We start from the raw sequence: 18,046 nt of genomic DNA, 5'->3' as shown, positions 1-18,046 counted from the left end.
GTTCGCTAATTGCAGCGGCTGTTGGAATTTTCGCGGAGTATTTATCGGAGCATTTATGTCTTACCAATCGTCACTTTGGACGCGCACGCTCTGCGCTTTCGCAATCGCGCTCTCTCTCCCGTCGGCGGCCTTGGCCGCCGACGAGTTCGCGGTTTCAGCCACGCAGATGCAGGCCTTGGGCGTACAGCTACAACGCCTAGACAAACCGGCATCCATTCCGGGTATGGCTTACCCAGCTCGCGTCGTGCTGCCTCCTTCGCAAGAATACGTCGTCAGCGCACCGTTGGCGGGCGTAGTCGATCAACTACTAATTGGTCAGAATGAAGCCGTCAAACCGGGCCAACCCTTACTGCGCTTGAGCAGCCCAGAATTGGGCGAACAGCAGCTCAAACTGATGGAAGCTGCTTCGCGCAACCGTCTAGCGCAAAGGAACTTGCAGCGCGAGAAGCAGTTAGCCGCCGAAGGCATCGTACCTGAGCGCAGAGCGCAAGATGCGGAGACTGCTGCAACGGAGGAGCGAGCCCGTTTGCGGCAAGCTGAAGCTGCCTTGAGGCTGGCAGGCTTGGATGCGGGCGCTATAAGTCGTGTCGCCGCAGGCGGCTCGATGCAGGACGCGCTAGTCATCCGGGCACGTGCGGGGGGCATCGTGACTGATCTTGGCGTCAAGCCGGGGCAACGAGTCCAACAATCTGATCCCCTTGCGCGTGTCGCAGACACACGCAAGCTGTGGCTTGATATCCAGTTGCCTGTAGAGCGCCAGTCGAGGGTGACAGCGCGTGGCGGCCAAGTCACCGTTGTTGGCAGGGATGCGGTTGCGGTCACCACCAGCCTGGGAGCCACCGTCAGCGACAGCCAGACGGTAGTGCTGCGCGCGGAGGTCACACGCGGGGCGGTGTCGCTGCGGCCGGGCGAGTTCGTCCAGGCCCAAGTAGCCTTTGCCGCTGGCGGCGAAGGTTGGCCGGTGCCGGTCGCCGCCGTGGCGCGCCAGGGCGACAAGGCCTATGTCTTCGTGCGAACCGATAAGGGCTTCGTCGCCACGCCAGTGGATGTATTGGATAGCGCCGGTCAAGCGTTGCGGGTCCAGGGTGCGCTTCGGGCTGGCCAGGAAATCGCCGTTACTTCAGTGATCGGGCTGAAGGCGGCATGGCTCGGCAAGGGCGGGGGCAATTGAGATGCTGACTTGCCTTGTTCAATTCGCGCTCGCGCAGCGCCTTTTTGTCCTGCTGGTCGGCGCATTGCTGGCCGGTGGAGGCTGGTATGCCTTCCGGAATCTGCCGATCGATGCGTTCCCTGACGTTGCGAGCACGCAGGTCAAGATCATCATGAAAGCACCGGGCATGACGCCCGAGGAAATCGAAACCCGCATTGCTGTACCGATAGAAGTCGAGATGCTGGGCATTCCCAATCAACGCATCCTGCGCTCGATGTCCAAATACGGCATCGTCGATATTACGGTCGATTTCGAGGACGGCACCGATATCTATTGGGCACGTCAGCAGGTCGCAGAACGGTTGTCCAACATCAGCGCCGATCTGCCTGGAGGCATCAGCGGTGGCATGGCGCCGATCACGACGCCGCTGGGCGAAATGTTCATGTTCACCGTCGAGTCCAAGGAGATGTCGCTGGAGGAGCGACGTAGCTTGCTTGACTGGGTGATCCGGCCCGCCCTGCGCTCGGTGCCAGGCGTGGCGGATGTCAATGCGTTGGGCGGCAAGGTACGCACGTTCGAGGTCATTCCCGATCCAGTGAAACTTGCTGCGGTGGGCCTGTCAACCACGCAGTTGCGCATAGCCATCGAGGCAAACAACCGCAATGACGGCGCAGGCCGCCTCGGCGAAGGCGATGAAGTGCTGCTGGTGCGTAGCGAAGGCAGCATCAAGAGCATGGACGATGTGCGCGCCATCGTCGTGAAGGCCGAAGGCGGGGCGAGCGTGCGCATCGCCGACATTGCTCAGGTCCGCGAGGGCTATCTCACTCGCTATGGGGTGGTGACGCAGAGCGGCCAGGGAGAGGCCGTACAAGGCCTTGTGCTCGGGTTGGCTGGGGCCAATGCACAGAAAGTCGTCCAAGGCGTGACGAAGAAGTTGGAAGAACTCAAGCCGACCTTGCCGAAGGGCGTCGAACTCAAGGTCTTCTACAACCGCGCCAGCCTTGTCGAGACCGCGATTGGCACGGTGTCAACGGCGCTGCTGGAAGCGACCGTACTGGTGCTGGTCCTGCTGGGAGCATTCCTGGGCAACCTGCGAGCTGCCGTGACGGTGGCCGTGGTGCTGCCGCTGTCGGCGCTAGCCACCTTCATCCTGATGCGCTGGTATGGCATGTCGGCCAATCTGATGAGCCTGGGGGGTCTGGCCATCGCGCTGGGCATGTTGGTCGACGGTGCGGTGGTGGTGGTCGAGAACATCGTCCAGCACATGGCCCATGACGGCAAGGACAAGCTACCACGTCAGCACATGGTGTTTCGTGCGGTGCGTGAGGTGGCCGCGCCGGTCGCGGCCGGCATCCTGATCATCGCCGTCGTGTTCCTGCCGCTAATGACGCTGCAAGGTCTCGAAGGCAAGTTCTTCGTGCCGGTGGCGATGACGATCGTATTCGCGTTGGGCAGTTCGCTCGTCCTCTCGCTTACCGTCATCCCCGTGCTGTCGTCCTTCCTGTTCAAGAAGGTGACGCACGACGACCCCTGGCTGCCACGCCATGCGCTGCGGCTGTACACGCCGGTCCTCGACTTCGCCCTGCGCCGGCAAAAACTGGTCTTTGTTGTGGCGGGCGCCATGCTGGCCGTAGCCGTGGGCGTCTACACACTGGTCGGCAAGACCTTCATGCCGGCAATGGACGAGGGAGACATCATCGTCGGCATTGAAAAGCTTCCCTCGGTGAGCCTGGAACAGACGGCCGAACTCGATCTGAAGATACATCAGGCGTTGATGAAGGGCGTGCCCGAGATCACTGGCATTGTCGCGCGGGCGGGTGCCGATGAGATCGGCCTGGACCCCATGAGCCTGAACCAGACCGATACCTTTCTCGTTCTCAAGCCACGTAGCGAATGGCCCGAAGGAGGCAAGCCAGCGTTGGAAGACAAGATTCGTGGGGTACTCGATCAACTGCCGGGTGTGGGCTACAGCTTCACGCAGCCCATCGACATGCGCGTATCCGAGATGATCATCGGGGTGCGAGGCGACGTGGCGATCAAGATATTCGGGCCGGACCTGAAGACGCTCAATGACCTCGCCGGCCAGGTCGAGAAGCTGATCAAGGAAGTGCCCGGCAGCCAGGACGTCTACACCGTCGAGAACGATGGCGTGCAGTACCTGCGCGTAGTGGTCGATCGTTTGGCCGCTGGTCGCTACGGCCTATCGGTCGAGGACGTTCAGGACGCCTTGCGCGTGCAGATCGAGGGCCAGCGAGCAGGCACTGTGATCGACGGCAACCGCCGAATCCCGATCGTGGTGCGCGGTCCTGACGGCGTGAAAGTTTCCCCAGCAGAGTTCGCGGCGTTGCGCATCATGGCGCCCGGCGGCCAAAACGTCGCGCTGGATCAACTCGCCAAACTGGAGCGCGAAAGCGGACCAGTGAAGATCGATCGCGAGATGGGAAGCCGCTACAGCGTAGTGATCGCCAATGTCACCGGCCGCGATCTAGTGGGGTTCGTTGAGGAAGCCAAAGCAAAGGTTGCGCAGGCGGTGACGCTCCCCACGGGCTATCGCGTCGCCTGGGGGGGGCAGTTCGAGAACCAGCAGCGCGCGGCGGCCCGGCTGTCCCTCGTTGTGCCGCTGTCGCTGGGCTTCATCTTCCTGATCCTGTTCTCAACCTTCGGCTCACTGCGACAGGCCTTGCTGGTCTTGAGCAACATTCCTTTTGCGTTGGTGGGCGGAATTATGGCGCTCTGGCTCACGGGCGAGTACCTGTCCGTGCCGGCCTCGGTAGGCTTCATCGCGCTCCTGGGTATCGCCGTCCTCAACGGCGTGGTGCTGGTGAGCTACTTCAACCAGTTGCACGCCGAAGGCCTTTCCCTAATCGAGTGCGTGACACAGGGGGCACGTCGGCGCTTGCGTCCAGTGCTGATGACAGCTTCGATCACCGCGTTCGGTCTGATACCGCTGCTGTTCGCCACTGGCCCCGGCTCGGAAATTCAGCGACCGTTGGCCATCGTCGTTATCGGCGGCCTGATCACAGCGACCGCGCTGACGCTGATCCTGCTGCCCATCCTGTACCTGCGATTCGCGCATGCCAAGTCGGCGGCGCCTGTGGAGGTGAGCCATGCCTAAGTCTTGCCTGACCTTGGTTCTTGATCCACAAATCGAGGAAAAGTTGTTCGACCTGCTGCTTGAAGTTGCGGGTGACGAACTCTTTGTAAGCACGCCGACGTTCAGCCACGGCACAGCCTACGGGCGGCTATCGAACGAAGAAAAAGTGATGGGACGCAGCCATGCGGTCCTGGTGCAGATCGTGGTCACCGACGGGAAGCAGGAAGAACTCCTGCAATTGCTGCAAGAACGCTTTGCTGGCACTGGGTTGCGCTATTGGGCAGCGCCGCTGTCGATCGATGGAGAGATTGCATGAAGTCTTGGATCACGATGACCTTGGGGTGGGTGCTGGTGCTGCCGCTACAAGTGGTTGCACAGCCTGTCACTCCGTCCGACCTACCACCTGCCGAACTTGCGCGTGCGGCTATCGAGCAGGAGCCTTCTGTCTTGAAGGCTCGGCATGCGCTGGAAGCAGCAGGTCACACAGGGCGCAAGATCGCTGCATCTCCCTACGAATGGTCTGTAGGAATCGACGGCCAGAGACGCCGCTATGACACAGGTGGCAATTCCAACGAATGGACCGCCAGGATCGAGCGACCGATCCGAATTGGTGGCAAGGCCGAGCTCGATCAGGGCCTAGGCGACACTACCGAACAGATAGCTCGCGCCGAGTTAGCGGAAGCACGACATGAAGCCGCGCGTGCATTGGCTGACTTGTGGATCGACTGGCTGGCATCTATCCAGGCGCGAGAGTTGGCCAAGGAACAGCTCGGCTTCGCCGAATCGAGCGCATCGGCAGTTGCAGGGCGTCGCAGAGCCGGCGATGCGTCGCTGCTGGATCTCAACGCTGCACAAGCGGACGCGGCCGAGGCGCGCCGACAGTTCGACGCCACCCAGGCACAGGAGGCCAAGGCGATCCTTCGTCTTCGCTCACGGTTTCCTTCTTTGGTGATGGAGCCGCAGTCCTTAAGTGAACCTGTGGAACTTGAGCTGGACGAAGCGCAGTGGCGCGAACGGGTCCTTGCCGAGAGCGACACGCTGCGAATCATGCAAGCTTCGCTAAAGCGGGCTGAACTGACTGCCGAGAGGGCGCGAGCCGACCGGATTCCTGACCCCACCGTTGGCATTTTCACAGCCTCGGAGGCTCGTCGCAGCGAACGCATCGTGGGCATCAGCGTGAGCATTCCGCTCGGAGGGACCTATCGCAAGGAAACCATGTTGGAGGCGCTCAAGCAGGCGGACGTTGCGCGGGCCGAACTAGAGCGCCAGCGCAAGGAAATCGACTTAGCGACTGCGGAAACCATCAACGATGCCCGCACTGCACTGCGGCGCTGGAGGTTAGCCGAACAGTCCGCGCAGATGGCCCATGAGAACGCCAAGCTCGGCCAGCGTGGCTACGGCCTTGGCGAAGGGGATTTGCAATCTCTGCTGCTGCTGCGTCGGCAATCCGTCGATGCTGCCGGGGCATCGCTTTCATCCCGCATTGAAGCGTTGAAGGCGCGCAATCGGCTGCTGATCGACGCTCATTTGATTCTTGGGCTGGCCGATGAATAGAGCCGAACTGCTGCACGCCAATATGGCAGGCGAGATTGAGCGACTGAGCCCGGAGGACACGCCATCGTAAGCGCGTCGATTTCTTCACCCTAATCGCAGGAGCGCGGAGAATGAGAAGCCACTTTCCCGCGCTCAATCAAAGGATTTTTCTGAGTTTATTCAAGGTATGAGATACATGCACGAAAGACTAATTGAAGTAATGCCGAGCCGCCATCCATCAACCCGGGCACGTATTCTCCTATTTCTAACGGCAATGCTTCTCCTCATGTTCGCCAGTGCAAACCAGGCTCTGGCCCATGCTGTTGCCGAGGGCGATAAGGGATACATCCAAGAAATATCTGGCATCAATATTATCCCCTTCATGTATTTAGGGGCGAAGCATATGGCGACGGGGTACGACCATATTCTGTTTCTACTCGGCGTGATCTTTTTCCTATACCGGATGAAACATGTCGCCCTGTACGTGACGCTATTTGCCATCGGCCACTCGACCACGATGCTACTTGGTGTGTATTTCAACGTCGGAATCAACAGCTACATCATCGACGCGATCATCGGCCTTTCGGTTGTTTACAAGGCGCTCGACAATATTGGCGCCTTTCAACGATGGCTTGGCTTTCAACCGAATACAAAAGCCGCCACAGTTGTATTCGGTCTGTTCCACGGATTCGGACTATCCACCAAGATCATCGAATACAACATCTCACCTGACGGCCTGATTCCCAATCTACTGGCATTCAATGTCGGCGTTGAGATGGGACAGTTGCTTGCGCTCGGCACGATCTTGATCGCAATGAGCTACTGGCGCCGAACAGCGAGCTTCTGGCGTCATGCATACACCGCAAACGTGGCAATGATGTGTGCCGGCTTCATTCTGATCGGTTACCAAATCACCGGCTACTTCGTTTCCTGAACCCCGCACGGAGAAAACCTTTATGTTCAACGTATCAAAGCCAACTCTTGACGACCTACCTACATCGAAACAATTGCTGCGATCAACGTGCATTGCGCTCGTTGCCGCCGTCGCAATTCTGATAGCTATCGTCCTTCCCTCCGAATATGCAATCGACCCGACAGGGATTGGCCGCGCTCTCGGGCTGACGGAAATGGGGGAAATCAAGACCCAGCTAGCTAAAGAAGCCGCGGCAGATGCAGCAATGGACGCAGCCAAGGCCAGGGCCGCCGGCACGAGCACAGGGAATGCCAGCATAGCCACGCCGGCGCAGACACAAGGCACCCCTCAGTTGGCGAACGATTCTGCGTGGCGCGATGAGGTGCGCGTTGTCCTAAAGCCGGGCCAAGGTGCCGAAGTGAAGTTGAGTATGAAGGCCGGCGAGAAAGCTGAGTTCAGTTGGATTGCCGAAGGTGGCGTAGTGAACTTCGATACCCACGGCGATGGCGGTGGACAGTCGATCAGCTACGAGAAAGGCCGTGCCGTGCCCGCAGATGATGGTTCGATCCAGGCTGCCTTTAACGGCAATCACGGCTGGTTCTGGCGAAACCGTGGGGATGCCGATGTGACTGTGGTTGTCCGCGCTCGCGGTCAATACGCAGAAATGAAGCGCGTCTTGTAGTCATCAAAAAGACAGGGGCGAATGCCCATGTACTCCGGCCCTCCTGCTGATATAGCAGACACGCAACAGGAGGCCGTAGTTTTCCGCTCAGCCGCGAAGGCTGGGCTTAACCCAAGGAGATAGTGAAATGAATATTCGTCCGTTCTTGATTGCCGCCCTGGCCAGCGCATCGCTCGCTTCGCCGCTTGCGATGGCCCACCCCGGCGCGCATAACGACGATGAGAAGGCCATGCCGAAGACCTGCGAGCAGTTGGCAGATACGAAGCGGTACATCAGCGACGTGGCTTACCCCGAAGTAAAGAAGCTGAAAGAGCAATGCGATGCCGCCGCAAAGAAGAAGCCGGCTGCAACGCCGACTCCGGCACCCCGTCAATCGTCCGACGGTAAGAACTGATTTTTCAGATTGTGGCCGTGACTCACAAGGTCACGGCCACCGCCTGATTGAGTTGGCAAGCTCCGCCTTGACCCTCGCTCGGCTGCTCGGAGCTGCCAATACTCAGCACTGGCCTAGGTGACGAATCATGGTTCTAGCATTAACCGAGGAGCAAGTGCTATGTCGGCTCGGAGGGAGTGAATATTCTATGGAGTTGAGACACCTGAAGTATTTTCTCGCCGTAGCTGAGGAGCTTCGCTTCGCCCGTGCCGCAGAGAAACTGCACATTGAGCAATCGCCCTTGTCCCGAGCCATCAAGGAACTGGAAGAAGAACTGGGTGTTGTGCTGTTTGCCCGCACCACCCGCAGCACCAGGCTGACCCGCGCTGGCAAGTTGTTCTTGGAGCATGTTCGTCGCGTACTCGCTGCTGTGGAACAGGCTCGGGAGAGCGTAAAGGCGGCGGCCAACGGCTTTCACGGGCAGTTGCGCGTGGCGTTGTCCGATGGCATCACGCCATCGCGTCTATCTGCCTTGCTCGTACTTTGTCGCCAGGAAGAACCTGAGGTAGAAATCCGATTCTTCGAGGTGCCCCTGTCACAGCAGATCAAGGGGCTTCATAGCGATCTGTACGACGTGGGATTCGCCCAGTCCAACGAGGTTGGTGATGGCATCGTCACCGTACCTGCCTGGAGCGATACGCTGATGGTCGCGGTTCCTGGCCGGCATCCGTTGCTGGCCCACAAACGCATCCCCTTGGATGAGCTGCTGCGCTACCCATTGGTCTTGTGCGATCCGCAAGTGTGCGAAGGCCACGCCAAGCATGTCGAACGAGTGCTTCGCCATACTGAGATGGAGCCTTTGATTGCAGAACGTGTTGCTTCTTGCGACCTGATGATGGCGCTGGTATCGGCTGGTTTCGCGCTCGGGCTGGCCGGCGCCGCACACATTGCCGCCAGCCGTGAGCCGGGTGTCGTGGCCCGTCCGCTGGCGCAGCGCGTGCCACCGTTGACGACGTACTTGCTTCATCTTGACGGTGATCTATCCGACGAACTGGCAAGATTCATTGAGCGCGTACAGACCATCGAATCTCTGGAACCCCCAAGGCCGATACGAGGTCGAAATCCCGATGCTTCGGAGGAATGATGCCATGAAGAAAATCATCCCGTTCTTGCTGATGGCTGCATTGGCTGCCTGCGGCCAGTCCGAGACGCCACAGAAGCCCGCTGATTCCACAGTCAACGTCCCGACGGTGGAAGAACTCGCGGCCAACCCCGAGCGGCTCAAGGAACTGCGGCAGCAGTGCAAGACCGACCGCGCCAAGCTGGGCGAAGTGCTGTGCAACCGCGTGGCGGAAGCTACGCGCAAACGGTTCTATGGCGACGGCCAAACGCCATACACACCACCGAAGGAATCGCCCAAGTTCTGATTGTTGGCAACTCGCTGCATCATCTTCATTTTTCTTCTCGACACGCCGCAATGCGCTACCGCTTGCGGCGTTTTTCTTTGGCCTACCGCAGCACTAATTCTTTCTTTTTCCTCGACCTTTCTGCTCTAAACGGTCTTTGACCGGCACTGATCCGACACCGATCCTGACGCCTGCGGCACGTCCTTGTGCCGCTTCTTCCATGAGGAATCAGCGCAGGAGAAATCGGAGGCCAGGTCATGCAAGGGACGAACGTGCTGTTCGGTCAGATCGCCGTGGTATTCGGCATCGTGATCGCCGGAGTGTGGGGCGCCACACAATGGACAGCAGCAGCCCTTGGCTATCAGCTACGCCTTGGCTCGCCCTGGTTCGATTTTCTTGGCACGCCGATCTACTACCCGTGGAAGCTGTTTGAGTGGTGGTTCTCTTACGGTGCCTATACCCCGGAAATCTTCGACACGGGCGGAGCCATCGCCGGTGGCAGCGGCATGGTCGCCGTGGCCGTCGCCATTGCCATGTCGGTCTGGCGCTCGCGACAGGCACGCCTGGTCACGACCTACGGTTCGGCCCGTTGGGCGAATGCGCAGGACATTCGCAAGGCGGGCCTCACGCAGCCGGTCGGCGTGTTCCTCGGCCAGTACGATCGCCAGTACCTGCGCCACGAAGGCCCGGAACACGTCCTGACCTTCGCGCCGACGCGCAGCGGCAAGGGTGTCGGCCTGGTGGTTCCCACCTTGTTGAGCTGGCCGGCCTCGGCGGTCATCCACGACATCAAGGGGGAGAACTGGCAGATCACCGCCGGCTGGCGCAGCCGTTTCAGCCACTGCCTGCTGTTCAACCCGACCGATGCAAAGTCGGCGGCCTACAACCCGCTGCTGGAGGTACGGCGCGGCGCGCATGAAGTGCGCGACGTGCAGAACATCGCGGACATTCTGGTCGATCCCGACGGCGCGCTGGAGAAGCGCAACCATTGGGAGAAGACCTCGCACGCGCTGCTGGTCGGGGCGATCCTGCATGTGCTCTATGCGGGCGAGGACAAGACGCTGCGCGGCATCGCCAACTTCCTCAGCGACCCGGCCAGCCCCTTCGAGCTGACCTTGCACCGGATGATGACCACGCCCCACCTGGGCGATGGGCCGCATTCGGTGGTGGCATCCGCTGCGCGTGAAGTGCTCAACAAGTCGGACAACGAGCGTTCCGGCGTGTTGAGCACCGCCATGTCGTTCCTCGGCCTGTACCGCGATCCCACGGTGGCCGAAGTCACCTCGCGCTGCGACTGGCGTATCGCTGACCTCATTTCCGCCGAGCACCCCGTATCGCTGTACCTGGTGGTGCCGCCTTCGGACATCAGCCGCACGAAGCCCTTGATCCGGTTGATCCTCAACCAGATCGGACGCCGGCTCACCGAATCGCTCGACGGCAGCGACGGCATCGAGCGCCGCCACAAGCTGCTGCTGATGCTCGACGAGTTCCCGGCCTTGGGCCGGCTCGACTTCTTCGAGACGGCCTTGGCCTTCATGGCGGGCTACGGCATCCGCAGCTTCCTCATCGCGCAGTCGCTCAACCAGATCGACAAAGCCTACGGCCAGAACCATTCGATTCTGGACAACTGCCATGTGCGCGTGACGTTCGCCACGAACGACGAGCGCACCGCCAAACGCATCTCCGAGACGCTGGGCACGGCCACCGAGCTGCGCGCACAGCGCAACTACGCGGGCCACCGGCTCGCGCCGTGGCTGGGGCACCTCATGGTGTCGCGCCAGGAGACGGCCCGCCCGCTGCTGACACCGGGCGAAGTCATGCAGCTACCGCCGGACGAGGCGGTGGTGATGGTGTCCAGCGTGGCGCCGATCAAGGCCCGGAAGCTGCGCTATTACGCCGACGCCAATTTCAAGCGGCGCGTGTTGCCGCCGCCCGCGCTGGCGGACTGCCAATACGCCGACGCGCCGCCGCTGCGCGCCGACGACTGGAGCGGGCTGGCAATCCCACCAACGCCCACCGCACCGGCCACGGCATCCGCCGATGGCCTCGGTTCCGCCGACGACGGCGGCCCACGCCGTCAGCCCGAACTCTCCGAGGCCGTCGCCTACGACCCGGAGCTGGCCGCGCCCGCGGCCGACCTCGGCTTGTTCGATGACGACGACGACCTGCCGCTTCCCCTTCCTCGCCAACTTGATCCGGCCATGCAGCGCACGGCCCGGCTGGCGTCCCTCGACCCCAACGACGGAATTGAGCTATGAGCCACTACCGCCTGAATCTCTTTATCCAGCCCGAGCACGCCCAGCGGCTTGATGAACTGGCCGCCAAGAAAGGCGTATCCAAGTCGTCCATCGTCGCGGCGGCGCTCGCATCGTGGCTATCGCCCGATGCTGCTGACCAGCGCGAAGCGGCCATCGCCAAGCGGCTCGACCGGCTGTCGCGCCAGGCCGAGCGCATGGAGCGCGACCAGAACATCGCCATCGAGACGCTGGCGCTGTTCATCCGCTACTACCTGACCGTCAGCACGCCGGTTCCCGAGGCGCATCAAGAGGCAGCTCGCGCCCAGGGCAAGGCGCGCTTCGAGCAGTTCACCGAGCAGCTTGGCCGCCACCTGATGCGTGGACGGAGCCTGGTGCGCGACGTGGTGGAGGAACTGAACCCCGCTCCGGTGCGGATGGAGGACGCGGCGGCAGCCGCCCAGGCGCGGGAGCGTGCGTCATGAGCGCCGTTTCGCAGTTGCCACCCGAGCCACGCTCGTCCGCTGCGGCCTCGCTCGACCGGCGCATCCAGATGCTGCGCACGGCGATGGGGCCGCTGATCGCCACTGCGCTCGAAGACCCCGACGTGGTGGAAATCATGCTCAACCCCGACCGCACCCTTTGGGTGGATCGCCTGTCGTCGGGCCGCGCGCCGATGGGCGTGGAGATGCCCGAGGCCGATGGCGAGCGGATCATCCGCTTGGTCGCGGCCCACGTCGGCGCGGAGGTGCATCGCGGCCAGCCGCTGCTATCCGCCGAACTGCCCGAAACCGGCGAACGCTTCGAGGGCATCCTGCCGCCCGCCGCGCCGGGGCCGGCCTTTGCGTTGCGCAAGCGCGCCATCGGCGTGATCCCGCTGGAGCGGTACGTCGTGGACGGAATGATGACCGCCGCCCAGGCGGGCTTTCTGGTGCGCGCCGTGCGCGAGCGCCAGAACATCCTGATCGCCGGGGCCACCAGCAGCGGCAAGACCACGCTCGCCAATGCCTTGCTCGCCGAAATCGCCGCCACCGGCGACCGCGTGCTGGTGCTCGAAGACACGGTAGAGCTGCAATGCGCAGCCCGCGACCACGTGCCGCTGCGCACGCGCGCCGGCGTGGTGTCCATGACCGAGCTGGTGCGCTCGTCCATGCGCCTGCGGCCTGATCGCGTGGTCGTTGGTGAGGTACGTGGCGCCGAGGCGCTGGATCTCATCAAGGTGTGGGGCACGGGCCACCCCGGCGGCATCGCCACGATCCACGCAGGTTCCGCGCTGGGCGCGCTGCTGCGCATGGAGCAACTGATTCTCGAAGTGGCGGTGAATCCGCCGCGTGCGCTGATCGCCGAGGCGGTCAACGTGGTGATCCACATCGCCGGACGCGGGCGCAAGCGCCGCATCGAGAGTATCGCCCGCGTCGTCGGCTTCGACGGCGTGGGCTACCAACTGGCGGACGCGCTGGAGACGCCGTTTCCCGAGCTGCCGCCGCTTCCCGATGCCGCACCCGTTGCGGCGACTTCCCCATCCCTCGACCTTTCTGGAGAACTTCCATGACGACGCACGCCCATGCTTTCCGTGATTCCGTAAATCCGCATTTCAACCTGTCCGGCCTCGCGCGGCTGCATAGCCTGGCCCGCCCTGCGGGGCAAGGACTGATGCTGGCCGCGCTGCTGCTGTTCCTGGCCGGAACCGCGCAGGCCGCCGGTTCCTCGATGCCCTGGGAAGGCCCCTTGCAGTCGATCTTGGAGTCGATCCAAGGGCCGGTGGCGCGCATCGTGGCCGTCATCATCATCATCGCCACGGGCCTCGCGCTCGCGTTCGGCGACACGTCGGGCGGCTTTCGCAAGCTGATCCAGATCGTGTTCGGCCTGTCCATCGCGTTCGCGGCTTCGAGCTTCTTCCTGTCGTTCTTCAGCTTCTCCGGCGGGGCTGTCGTATGAGCGGCCCGGATACCTTCGCGGCCGGGTTCGAGGTGCCTTTGCATCGCTCGCTCACCGAGCCGATCTTGCTAGGCGGCGCACCGCGCACCGTGGCGATTGCTAACGGCACGCTGGCCGCCGCCGTCGGGCTGGGCCTGCAACTGTGGATTCCTGGCGTGGTGCTCTGGATCGTCGGCCATTCGCTGGCGGTCTGGGGTGCGCGCGTCGATCCGCAGTTCATGGCCGTGTTCGCCCGGCACATCAAGCACCGCCCGCTGCTGGACGTGTGAGGGGATGCCGCCATGCTGAACCTCGCCGAATACCGCCAGCGGCCCGCGCTGCTCGCCGACTGGCTGCCCTGGGCCGGGCTAGTCGCGCCGGGCGTGGTGCTGAACAAGGACGGCTCGTTTCAACGATCGTTCCAGTTCCGCGGCCCCGACTTGGACAGTGCGACGCAGGGCGAATTGATCGCCACGGCGGCGCGGCAGAACAACGCGCTTCGCCGCACCGGCTCTGGCTGGGCCTTCTATATCGACGCCGAGCGGATGCGGGCATCGCGCTATCCGCAGTCCTCGTTTCCCGAGCCGCTGTCGTGGCTGGTGGACGAGGAACGACGTGCGGCGTTCGAGGAGTCGGACAGCCACTTCGAGAGCATCTACCACTTCACGCTGCAATACCTGCCGCCGGAGGAGTCGCGCGCCCGAGCCGCCAAGATGCTCTACGAGAACACGCCGACGAATGGCGTGGACTGGCGCGAGCGGCTGCAATCCTTCGTTGCGGAAACGGATCGGGTCTTTGACCTGCTCGATGGCGTGATGCCGGAAGTCTCCTGGCTGGACGACAGCCAGACGCTGACCTATCTGCACGCCACCATCTCGACGCGGCACTACCGCGTCGGCGTGCCTGAAGTGCCGTTCCACATCGACGCGCTGCTGACCGACTCGCCGCTGGTCGGCGGCCTAGCACCCATGCTGGGCGACCGGCACCTGCGCGTGGTGTCGGTGCGCGGTTTCCCGACCTCGACCTGGCCGGGGATTCTGGACGACCTCAACCGCCTGGGATTTGGGTATCGCTGGAGTACGCGCTTTCTGTGCCTCGACAAATCCGAGGCGGAACGGGAATTGGGGCGCCTGCGCCGCCAGTGGTTCGCCAAGCGCAAGAACGTCATCGCGCTGCTGCGCGAAACGATCTTCCAGCAGGAAAGCCCGCTGGTCGATACCGATGCGAACAACAAGGCTGCCGACGCCGATGCCGCCTTGCAGGAGCTGGGCAGCGATCAAGTCGCCTTTGGCTATCTGACGGCGACCGTCACCGTCATGGACGAGGACGCCGGCGCAGCCGACGAGAAGCTGCGCATGGTGGAGCGCGTCATTCAGGGGCGCGGCTTCGTCACCATTCCCGAAACGCTTAATGCTGTGGATGCGTGGTTATCGTCCATTCCGGGCAATGCCTATGCCAACGTCCGACAGCCCATCGTCTCGACGCTGAACCTGGCGCACATGATGCCAGTGTCGGCGGTATGGGCCGGGCCGGAGAAGAACGACCACCTCGACGGCCCGCCGCTGATCGTCACGCGCACCGATGGCGCGACGCCGTTCCGGCTGGTGACTCACATCGGCGACGTGGGCCATACGCTGGTCGCCGGCCCGACTGGCATGGGCAAGTCGGTCTTGCTCGCCACGCTGGCGATGCAGTTCCGCCGCTATCGCGGCTCGCGCATCTTCGCGTTCGACATGGGGCGCTCCATGCGCGCCACCATCCTCGGGCTGGGCGGCGAGCACTACGACCTGGGCATGGATGGCGAAATCGCCTTTCAGCCCTTGGCTCGCATTGACCGCGAGGGCTACCGCAGCTGGGCAGCGGAATGGATCGAAGGACGCTTGCTGCACGAAGGCGTGGCAGTCGGCCCGGACGAGAAGGCGGCCATCTGGTCGGCGCTGCAAAGCCTTGCCGGTGCGCCGGTGGAGCAACGCACGATGACCGGGCTTTCCGTCCTCTTGCAGTCCAACGCGCTGCGCCAGGCGCTCGCGCCCTATGTGTTGGGCGGCGCGCACGGCAAGCTGCTGGACGCCGATCACGACCGGCTGGGCATGGCCGACGTGCAGTGCTTCGAGATGGAAGAACTGATGCACAGCAAGGCCGCCGTCATGGCCGTTCTGCATTACCTCTTTGCACGCTTCGACGAACGCTTCGATGGTGCGCCGACGCTGCTGATCCTCGATGAAGCGTGGCTGTTCCTCGATGACCCGGTGTTTGCCGCGCGCATCCGCCAATGGCTCAAGACGCTGCGCAAAAAGAACGTCAGCGTCATCTTCGCCACCCAGTCACTTGCGGACATCAAGGATTCCAGCATCGCGCCCGCGATCATCGAAAGCTGCGCAAGCCGCATTTTCCTCGCCAACCCACAGGCGACCGAGCCGCAGATTCGCACGATCTACGAGGGCTTCGGCCTCAACAGGCGGCAGATCGAGATCGTCGCCACCGCGCAGCCCAAGCGCGACTACTACTACCAATCCCGCCTCGGCAACCGCCTGTTCGACCTCGACCTGGGGCCGGCGACGCTGGCCTTTGCGGGCGCTTCCACGCCGCAAGACCAGCGCGACATAGACCGCGTGCTGCTGGACGCCGGCCCCCCCGGTTTCGCGGGCGCCTGGCTGCGTCATCGCGGCCTCGATTGGGCGGCTGACCTGCTGCCCTCGTTCCCCGGCCTCGCGCCGGATTCCCTCGCAGCTCAACCCTTGGAGAACCTGCCATGAAGAAGCGCCTTGTCGCCGCTGCCATCGCGGCCATGCTTTGCACCGCCACCGCCCATGCGCAATGGGTCGTGATCGACCCCACCAACCTCGTGCAGAACACGCTGACCGCGATCCGCACGCTGGAGCAGATCAACAACCAGATCCAGCAGCTACAGAACGAAGCGCAGATGCTGATGAACCAAGCGCGCAACCTCGCCAGCCTGCCGTCCAGCGTGGTCGGCCAGTTGCGCGCCAACCTGGCGACCACCGAGCGGCTGATCGCCCAGGCGCGAGGCTTGGCCTACGACGTGACGAACCTTGATCGGGAGTTTGCCCGCCTGTACCCGGAGCAGTACGCTGCCACCGTCAGCGGCGACCAGATGTACCGCGACGCCCAGGAGCGGTGGAAGAACACGCTCAACGGCTTGCAGACCACCATGCAGATGCAGGCGCAGGTGTCCCAGAACCTGGGCGAAGACGAAAGCGTGCTGGCCGATCTTGTCGGCAAGAGCCAGTCGGCGCAAGGCGCGTTGCAGGCGATGCAGGCCATGAACCAGTTGCTCGCCTTGCAGGCCAAGCAGTCGATCCAGTCGCAGCGGCTCCAGATCACGCAAGACCGGGCCGCCTCGCTGGAACTGGCGCGGCAGGCGGCGGCCACCGAGCGCGCCCGCGAAGTGCGGCGGCGCTTCCTCGGGGAAGGCACGCCGTACACGCCGCAGTCCGTCAACTTCTACCGCGACTGACGGGGGCCGACATGCGATGCGTCCTCGTCCTTTGTGCCGTGCTGCTGGCCGCCTGCAGCGAGCAGCCGGCAGACAACCTCGCCGATGCCCTGGCCGCCGATCCCGTGCGGCTCAAGGCATTGCGCGCGCAATGCGCGGCCCATCCGCAACAGGTCATGCAGGCCACGGGCGAGGACGCTTGCCGCGCCGCCGCCGAAGCCTTCCGGCGGCGCTTCTTTTCCGGCGAGGCCGGGCCGGATGAATACCAGACGCTGGCCGACCTGCCGCCGATCCCGCCCAGCTTCGAGGAACCGGCCGATGGCACCGCGCCGGACTTGCCCGCCCCGGAGGACGCGCCATGAATGACGTGACCATCATCGACCAGTTCCTCAACACCTTCGCCACCTACATCGACTCGGGTTTCGGGCTGCTGCGCGGCGAAGTGGCGTTCCTCACGGCCACGCTGATCGTCATCGACATGACGATCGCTGGGCTGTATTGGGCCATGAGCCACGCCACCGGCCAGGGCGATGACGTGATCGCCAAGCTGCTGCGCAAGGTGCTCTACGTCGGTGCCTTCGCCTACATCCTCAACAACTTCAACTGGCTGGCCAGCATCGTGTTCCGCTCGTTTGCGGGATTGGGCATCACCGCCACCGGCTCGGCCATCACGATGGAGAACTTCTTGCAGCCGGGCCGGCTTGCCAAGACCGGCATCGACGCCGGAGCGCCGATTCTGGAGCAGATCGGCGAGATGGCGGGCTTCCCCGAGGTGTTCGTGAACCTCGACCCCATCGTGGTGATGTTCCTTGCGTGGCTGGTCGTGGTGCTGTGCTTCTTCGTGCTGGCGATCCAGCTTTTCATCACGCTGATCGAGTTCAAGCTGACCACGCTCGCCGGGTTCGTGCTGGTGCCGTTCGCGCTGTGGAACAAGACCTCGTTCCTGGCCGAAAAAGTCTTGGGAAACGTGGTGGCCTCCGGCATCAAGGTGCTGGTGCTGGCCGTGATCGTCGGCATTGGCTCGGGCCTGTTCGCACAATTCCAAGTCCATCCCGCCGAGCCAAACATCGACCACGCGCTGGTCATCATGCTGGCTTCGCTCACCTTACTGGCGCTGGGGATCTTCGGCCCTGGCATCGCCACGGGCCTCGTGTCCGGTGCGCCCCAGCTCGGCGCGGGCGCGATGGCCGGTGCCGCCGTCGGCGCAGCCGGAACGGCAGTGGCCGTCGGTGCTGCCGCGACGGGCGTGGGCGGCGCGGTGGCCGCTGGTGCGCGCATGGCCCCGAC

At 63.1% G+C, this 18,046-nt stretch carries 18 protein-coding genes; all 18 read left to right on the top strand.

The window, feature by feature from the left end:
• The first annotated feature begins 55 nt into the window (after positions 1-55).
• Positions 56-1,171, top strand: a complete 1,116-nt coding sequence (locus HX884_RS17200; RefSeq protein ID WP_142091860.1) for an efflux RND transporter periplasmic adaptor subunit — start codon at positions 56-58, stop codon at positions 1,169-1,171.
• 1 nt (position 1,172) lies between these two features.
• On the top strand, positions 1,173-4,265 hold the full coding sequence (locus tag HX884_RS17195; RefSeq protein ID WP_142091861.1) for an efflux RND transporter permease subunit: 3,093 nt from the start codon (positions 1,173-1,175) through the stop codon (positions 4,263-4,265).
• Positions 4,258-4,560, top strand: coding sequence for a DUF3240 family protein (locus HX884_RS17190; RefSeq protein ID WP_142091862.1), 303 nt, complete (start codon positions 4,258-4,260; stop codon positions 4,558-4,560). The genes HX884_RS17195 and HX884_RS17190 overlap by 8 nt, the downstream gene beginning before the upstream one ends.
• Positions 4,557-5,798, top strand: coding sequence for a TolC family protein (locus HX884_RS17185; RefSeq protein WP_142091863.1), 1,242 nt, complete (start codon positions 4,557-4,559; stop codon positions 5,796-5,798). The genes HX884_RS17190 and HX884_RS17185 overlap by 4 nt, the downstream gene beginning before the upstream one ends.
• A 175-nt stretch (positions 5,799-5,973) precedes the next feature.
• Positions 5,974-6,711, top strand: a complete 738-nt coding sequence (locus HX884_RS17180; RefSeq protein WP_142091864.1) for a HupE/UreJ family protein — start codon at positions 5,974-5,976, stop codon at positions 6,709-6,711.
• A 22-nt stretch (positions 6,712-6,733) separates the two neighbouring features.
• Positions 6,734-7,372 (top strand): transmembrane anchor protein, encoded by a 639-nt coding sequence (locus HX884_RS17175; protein ID WP_142091865.1) that lies wholly within the window; start codon positions 6,734-6,736, stop codon positions 7,370-7,372.
• 127 nt (positions 7,373-7,499) lie between these two features.
• Positions 7,500-7,766 (top strand): hypothetical protein, encoded by a 267-nt coding sequence (locus tag HX884_RS17170; protein WP_142091866.1) that lies wholly within the window; start codon positions 7,500-7,502, stop codon positions 7,764-7,766.
• Between the two features lie 187 nt (positions 7,767-7,953).
• The gene (locus HX884_RS17165) at positions 7,954-8,889 is read left to right on the top strand and encodes a LysR family transcriptional regulator (protein ID WP_022580529.1); all 936 of its coding nucleotides are present in this window, start codon (positions 7,954-7,956) and stop codon (positions 8,887-8,889) included.
• A 4-nt stretch (positions 8,890-8,893) separates the two neighbouring features.
• A complete protein-coding gene (locus HX884_RS17160; protein ID WP_025297938.1) occupies positions 8,894-9,172 on the top strand; it encodes an EexN family lipoprotein in 279 nt (92 codons plus the stop codon).
• Positions 9,173-9,408: 236 nt separating this feature from the next.
• Entirely contained in the window at positions 9,409-11,409 is a 2,001-nt protein-coding gene (locus HX884_RS17155; protein ID WP_142091867.1) for a conjugal transfer protein TraG, read from the top strand.
• Positions 11,406-11,870 (top strand): CopG family transcriptional regulator, encoded by a 465-nt coding sequence (locus tag HX884_RS17150; protein WP_142091868.1) that lies wholly within the window; start codon positions 11,406-11,408, stop codon positions 11,868-11,870. Before HX884_RS17155 ends, HX884_RS17150 begins: the two co-directional genes overlap by 4 nt.
• Complete coding sequence (gene trbB / locus HX884_RS17145) at positions 11,867-12,937, top strand: P-type conjugative transfer ATPase TrbB (protein ID WP_166159920.1); 1,071 nt, start codon at positions 11,867-11,869, stop codon at positions 12,935-12,937. Before HX884_RS17150 ends, trbB begins: the two co-directional genes overlap by 4 nt.
• Positions 12,934-13,323 carry a TrbC/VirB2 family protein gene (locus HX884_RS17140; RefSeq protein ID WP_166159919.1) on the top strand — a complete coding sequence of 130 codons (390 nt, stop codon included), beginning with the start codon at positions 12,934-12,936 and terminating at the stop codon, positions 13,321-13,323. The genes trbB and HX884_RS17140 overlap by 4 nt, the downstream gene beginning before the upstream one ends.
• Complete coding sequence (locus tag HX884_RS17135; RefSeq protein ID WP_003138984.1) at positions 13,320-13,592, top strand: VirB3 family type IV secretion system protein; 273 nt, start codon at positions 13,320-13,322, stop codon at positions 13,590-13,592. The genes HX884_RS17140 and HX884_RS17135 overlap by 4 nt, the downstream gene beginning before the upstream one ends.
• A gap of 12 nt (positions 13,593-13,604) precedes the next feature.
• On the top strand, positions 13,605-16,058 hold the full coding sequence (gene trbE / locus HX884_RS17130) for a conjugal transfer protein TrbE (protein WP_166159918.1): 2,454 nt from the start codon (positions 13,605-13,607) through the stop codon (positions 16,056-16,058).
• Positions 16,055-16,780, top strand: coding sequence for a P-type conjugative transfer protein TrbJ (trbJ, locus tag HX884_RS17125; protein WP_003138979.1), 726 nt, complete (start codon positions 16,055-16,057; stop codon positions 16,778-16,780). Before trbE ends, trbJ begins: the two co-directional genes overlap by 4 nt.
• A gap of 11 nt (positions 16,781-16,791) precedes the next feature.
• Positions 16,792-17,121 carry a hypothetical protein gene (locus tag HX884_RS17120; RefSeq protein WP_166159917.1) on the top strand — a complete coding sequence of 110 codons (330 nt, stop codon included), beginning with the start codon at positions 16,792-16,794 and terminating at the stop codon, positions 17,119-17,121.
• Positions 17,118-18,046, top strand: a 929-nt coding sequence (trbL, locus tag HX884_RS17115; RefSeq protein ID WP_178328522.1) for a P-type conjugative transfer protein TrbL, incomplete at its 3' end; no start/stop codon positions are given. The genes HX884_RS17120 and trbL, both read left to right, overlap by 4 nt.

This window comes from Enterobacter sp. SECR19-1250 (genome assembly GCF_013391025.1).
Taxonomy (GTDB): Bacteria; Pseudomonadota; Gammaproteobacteria; order Enterobacterales; family Enterobacteriaceae; genus Enterobacter; species Enterobacter cloacae.
Note: the sequence above shows the minus strand (reverse complement) of the source record. Positions and strands in the feature narration are given on the sequence as shown.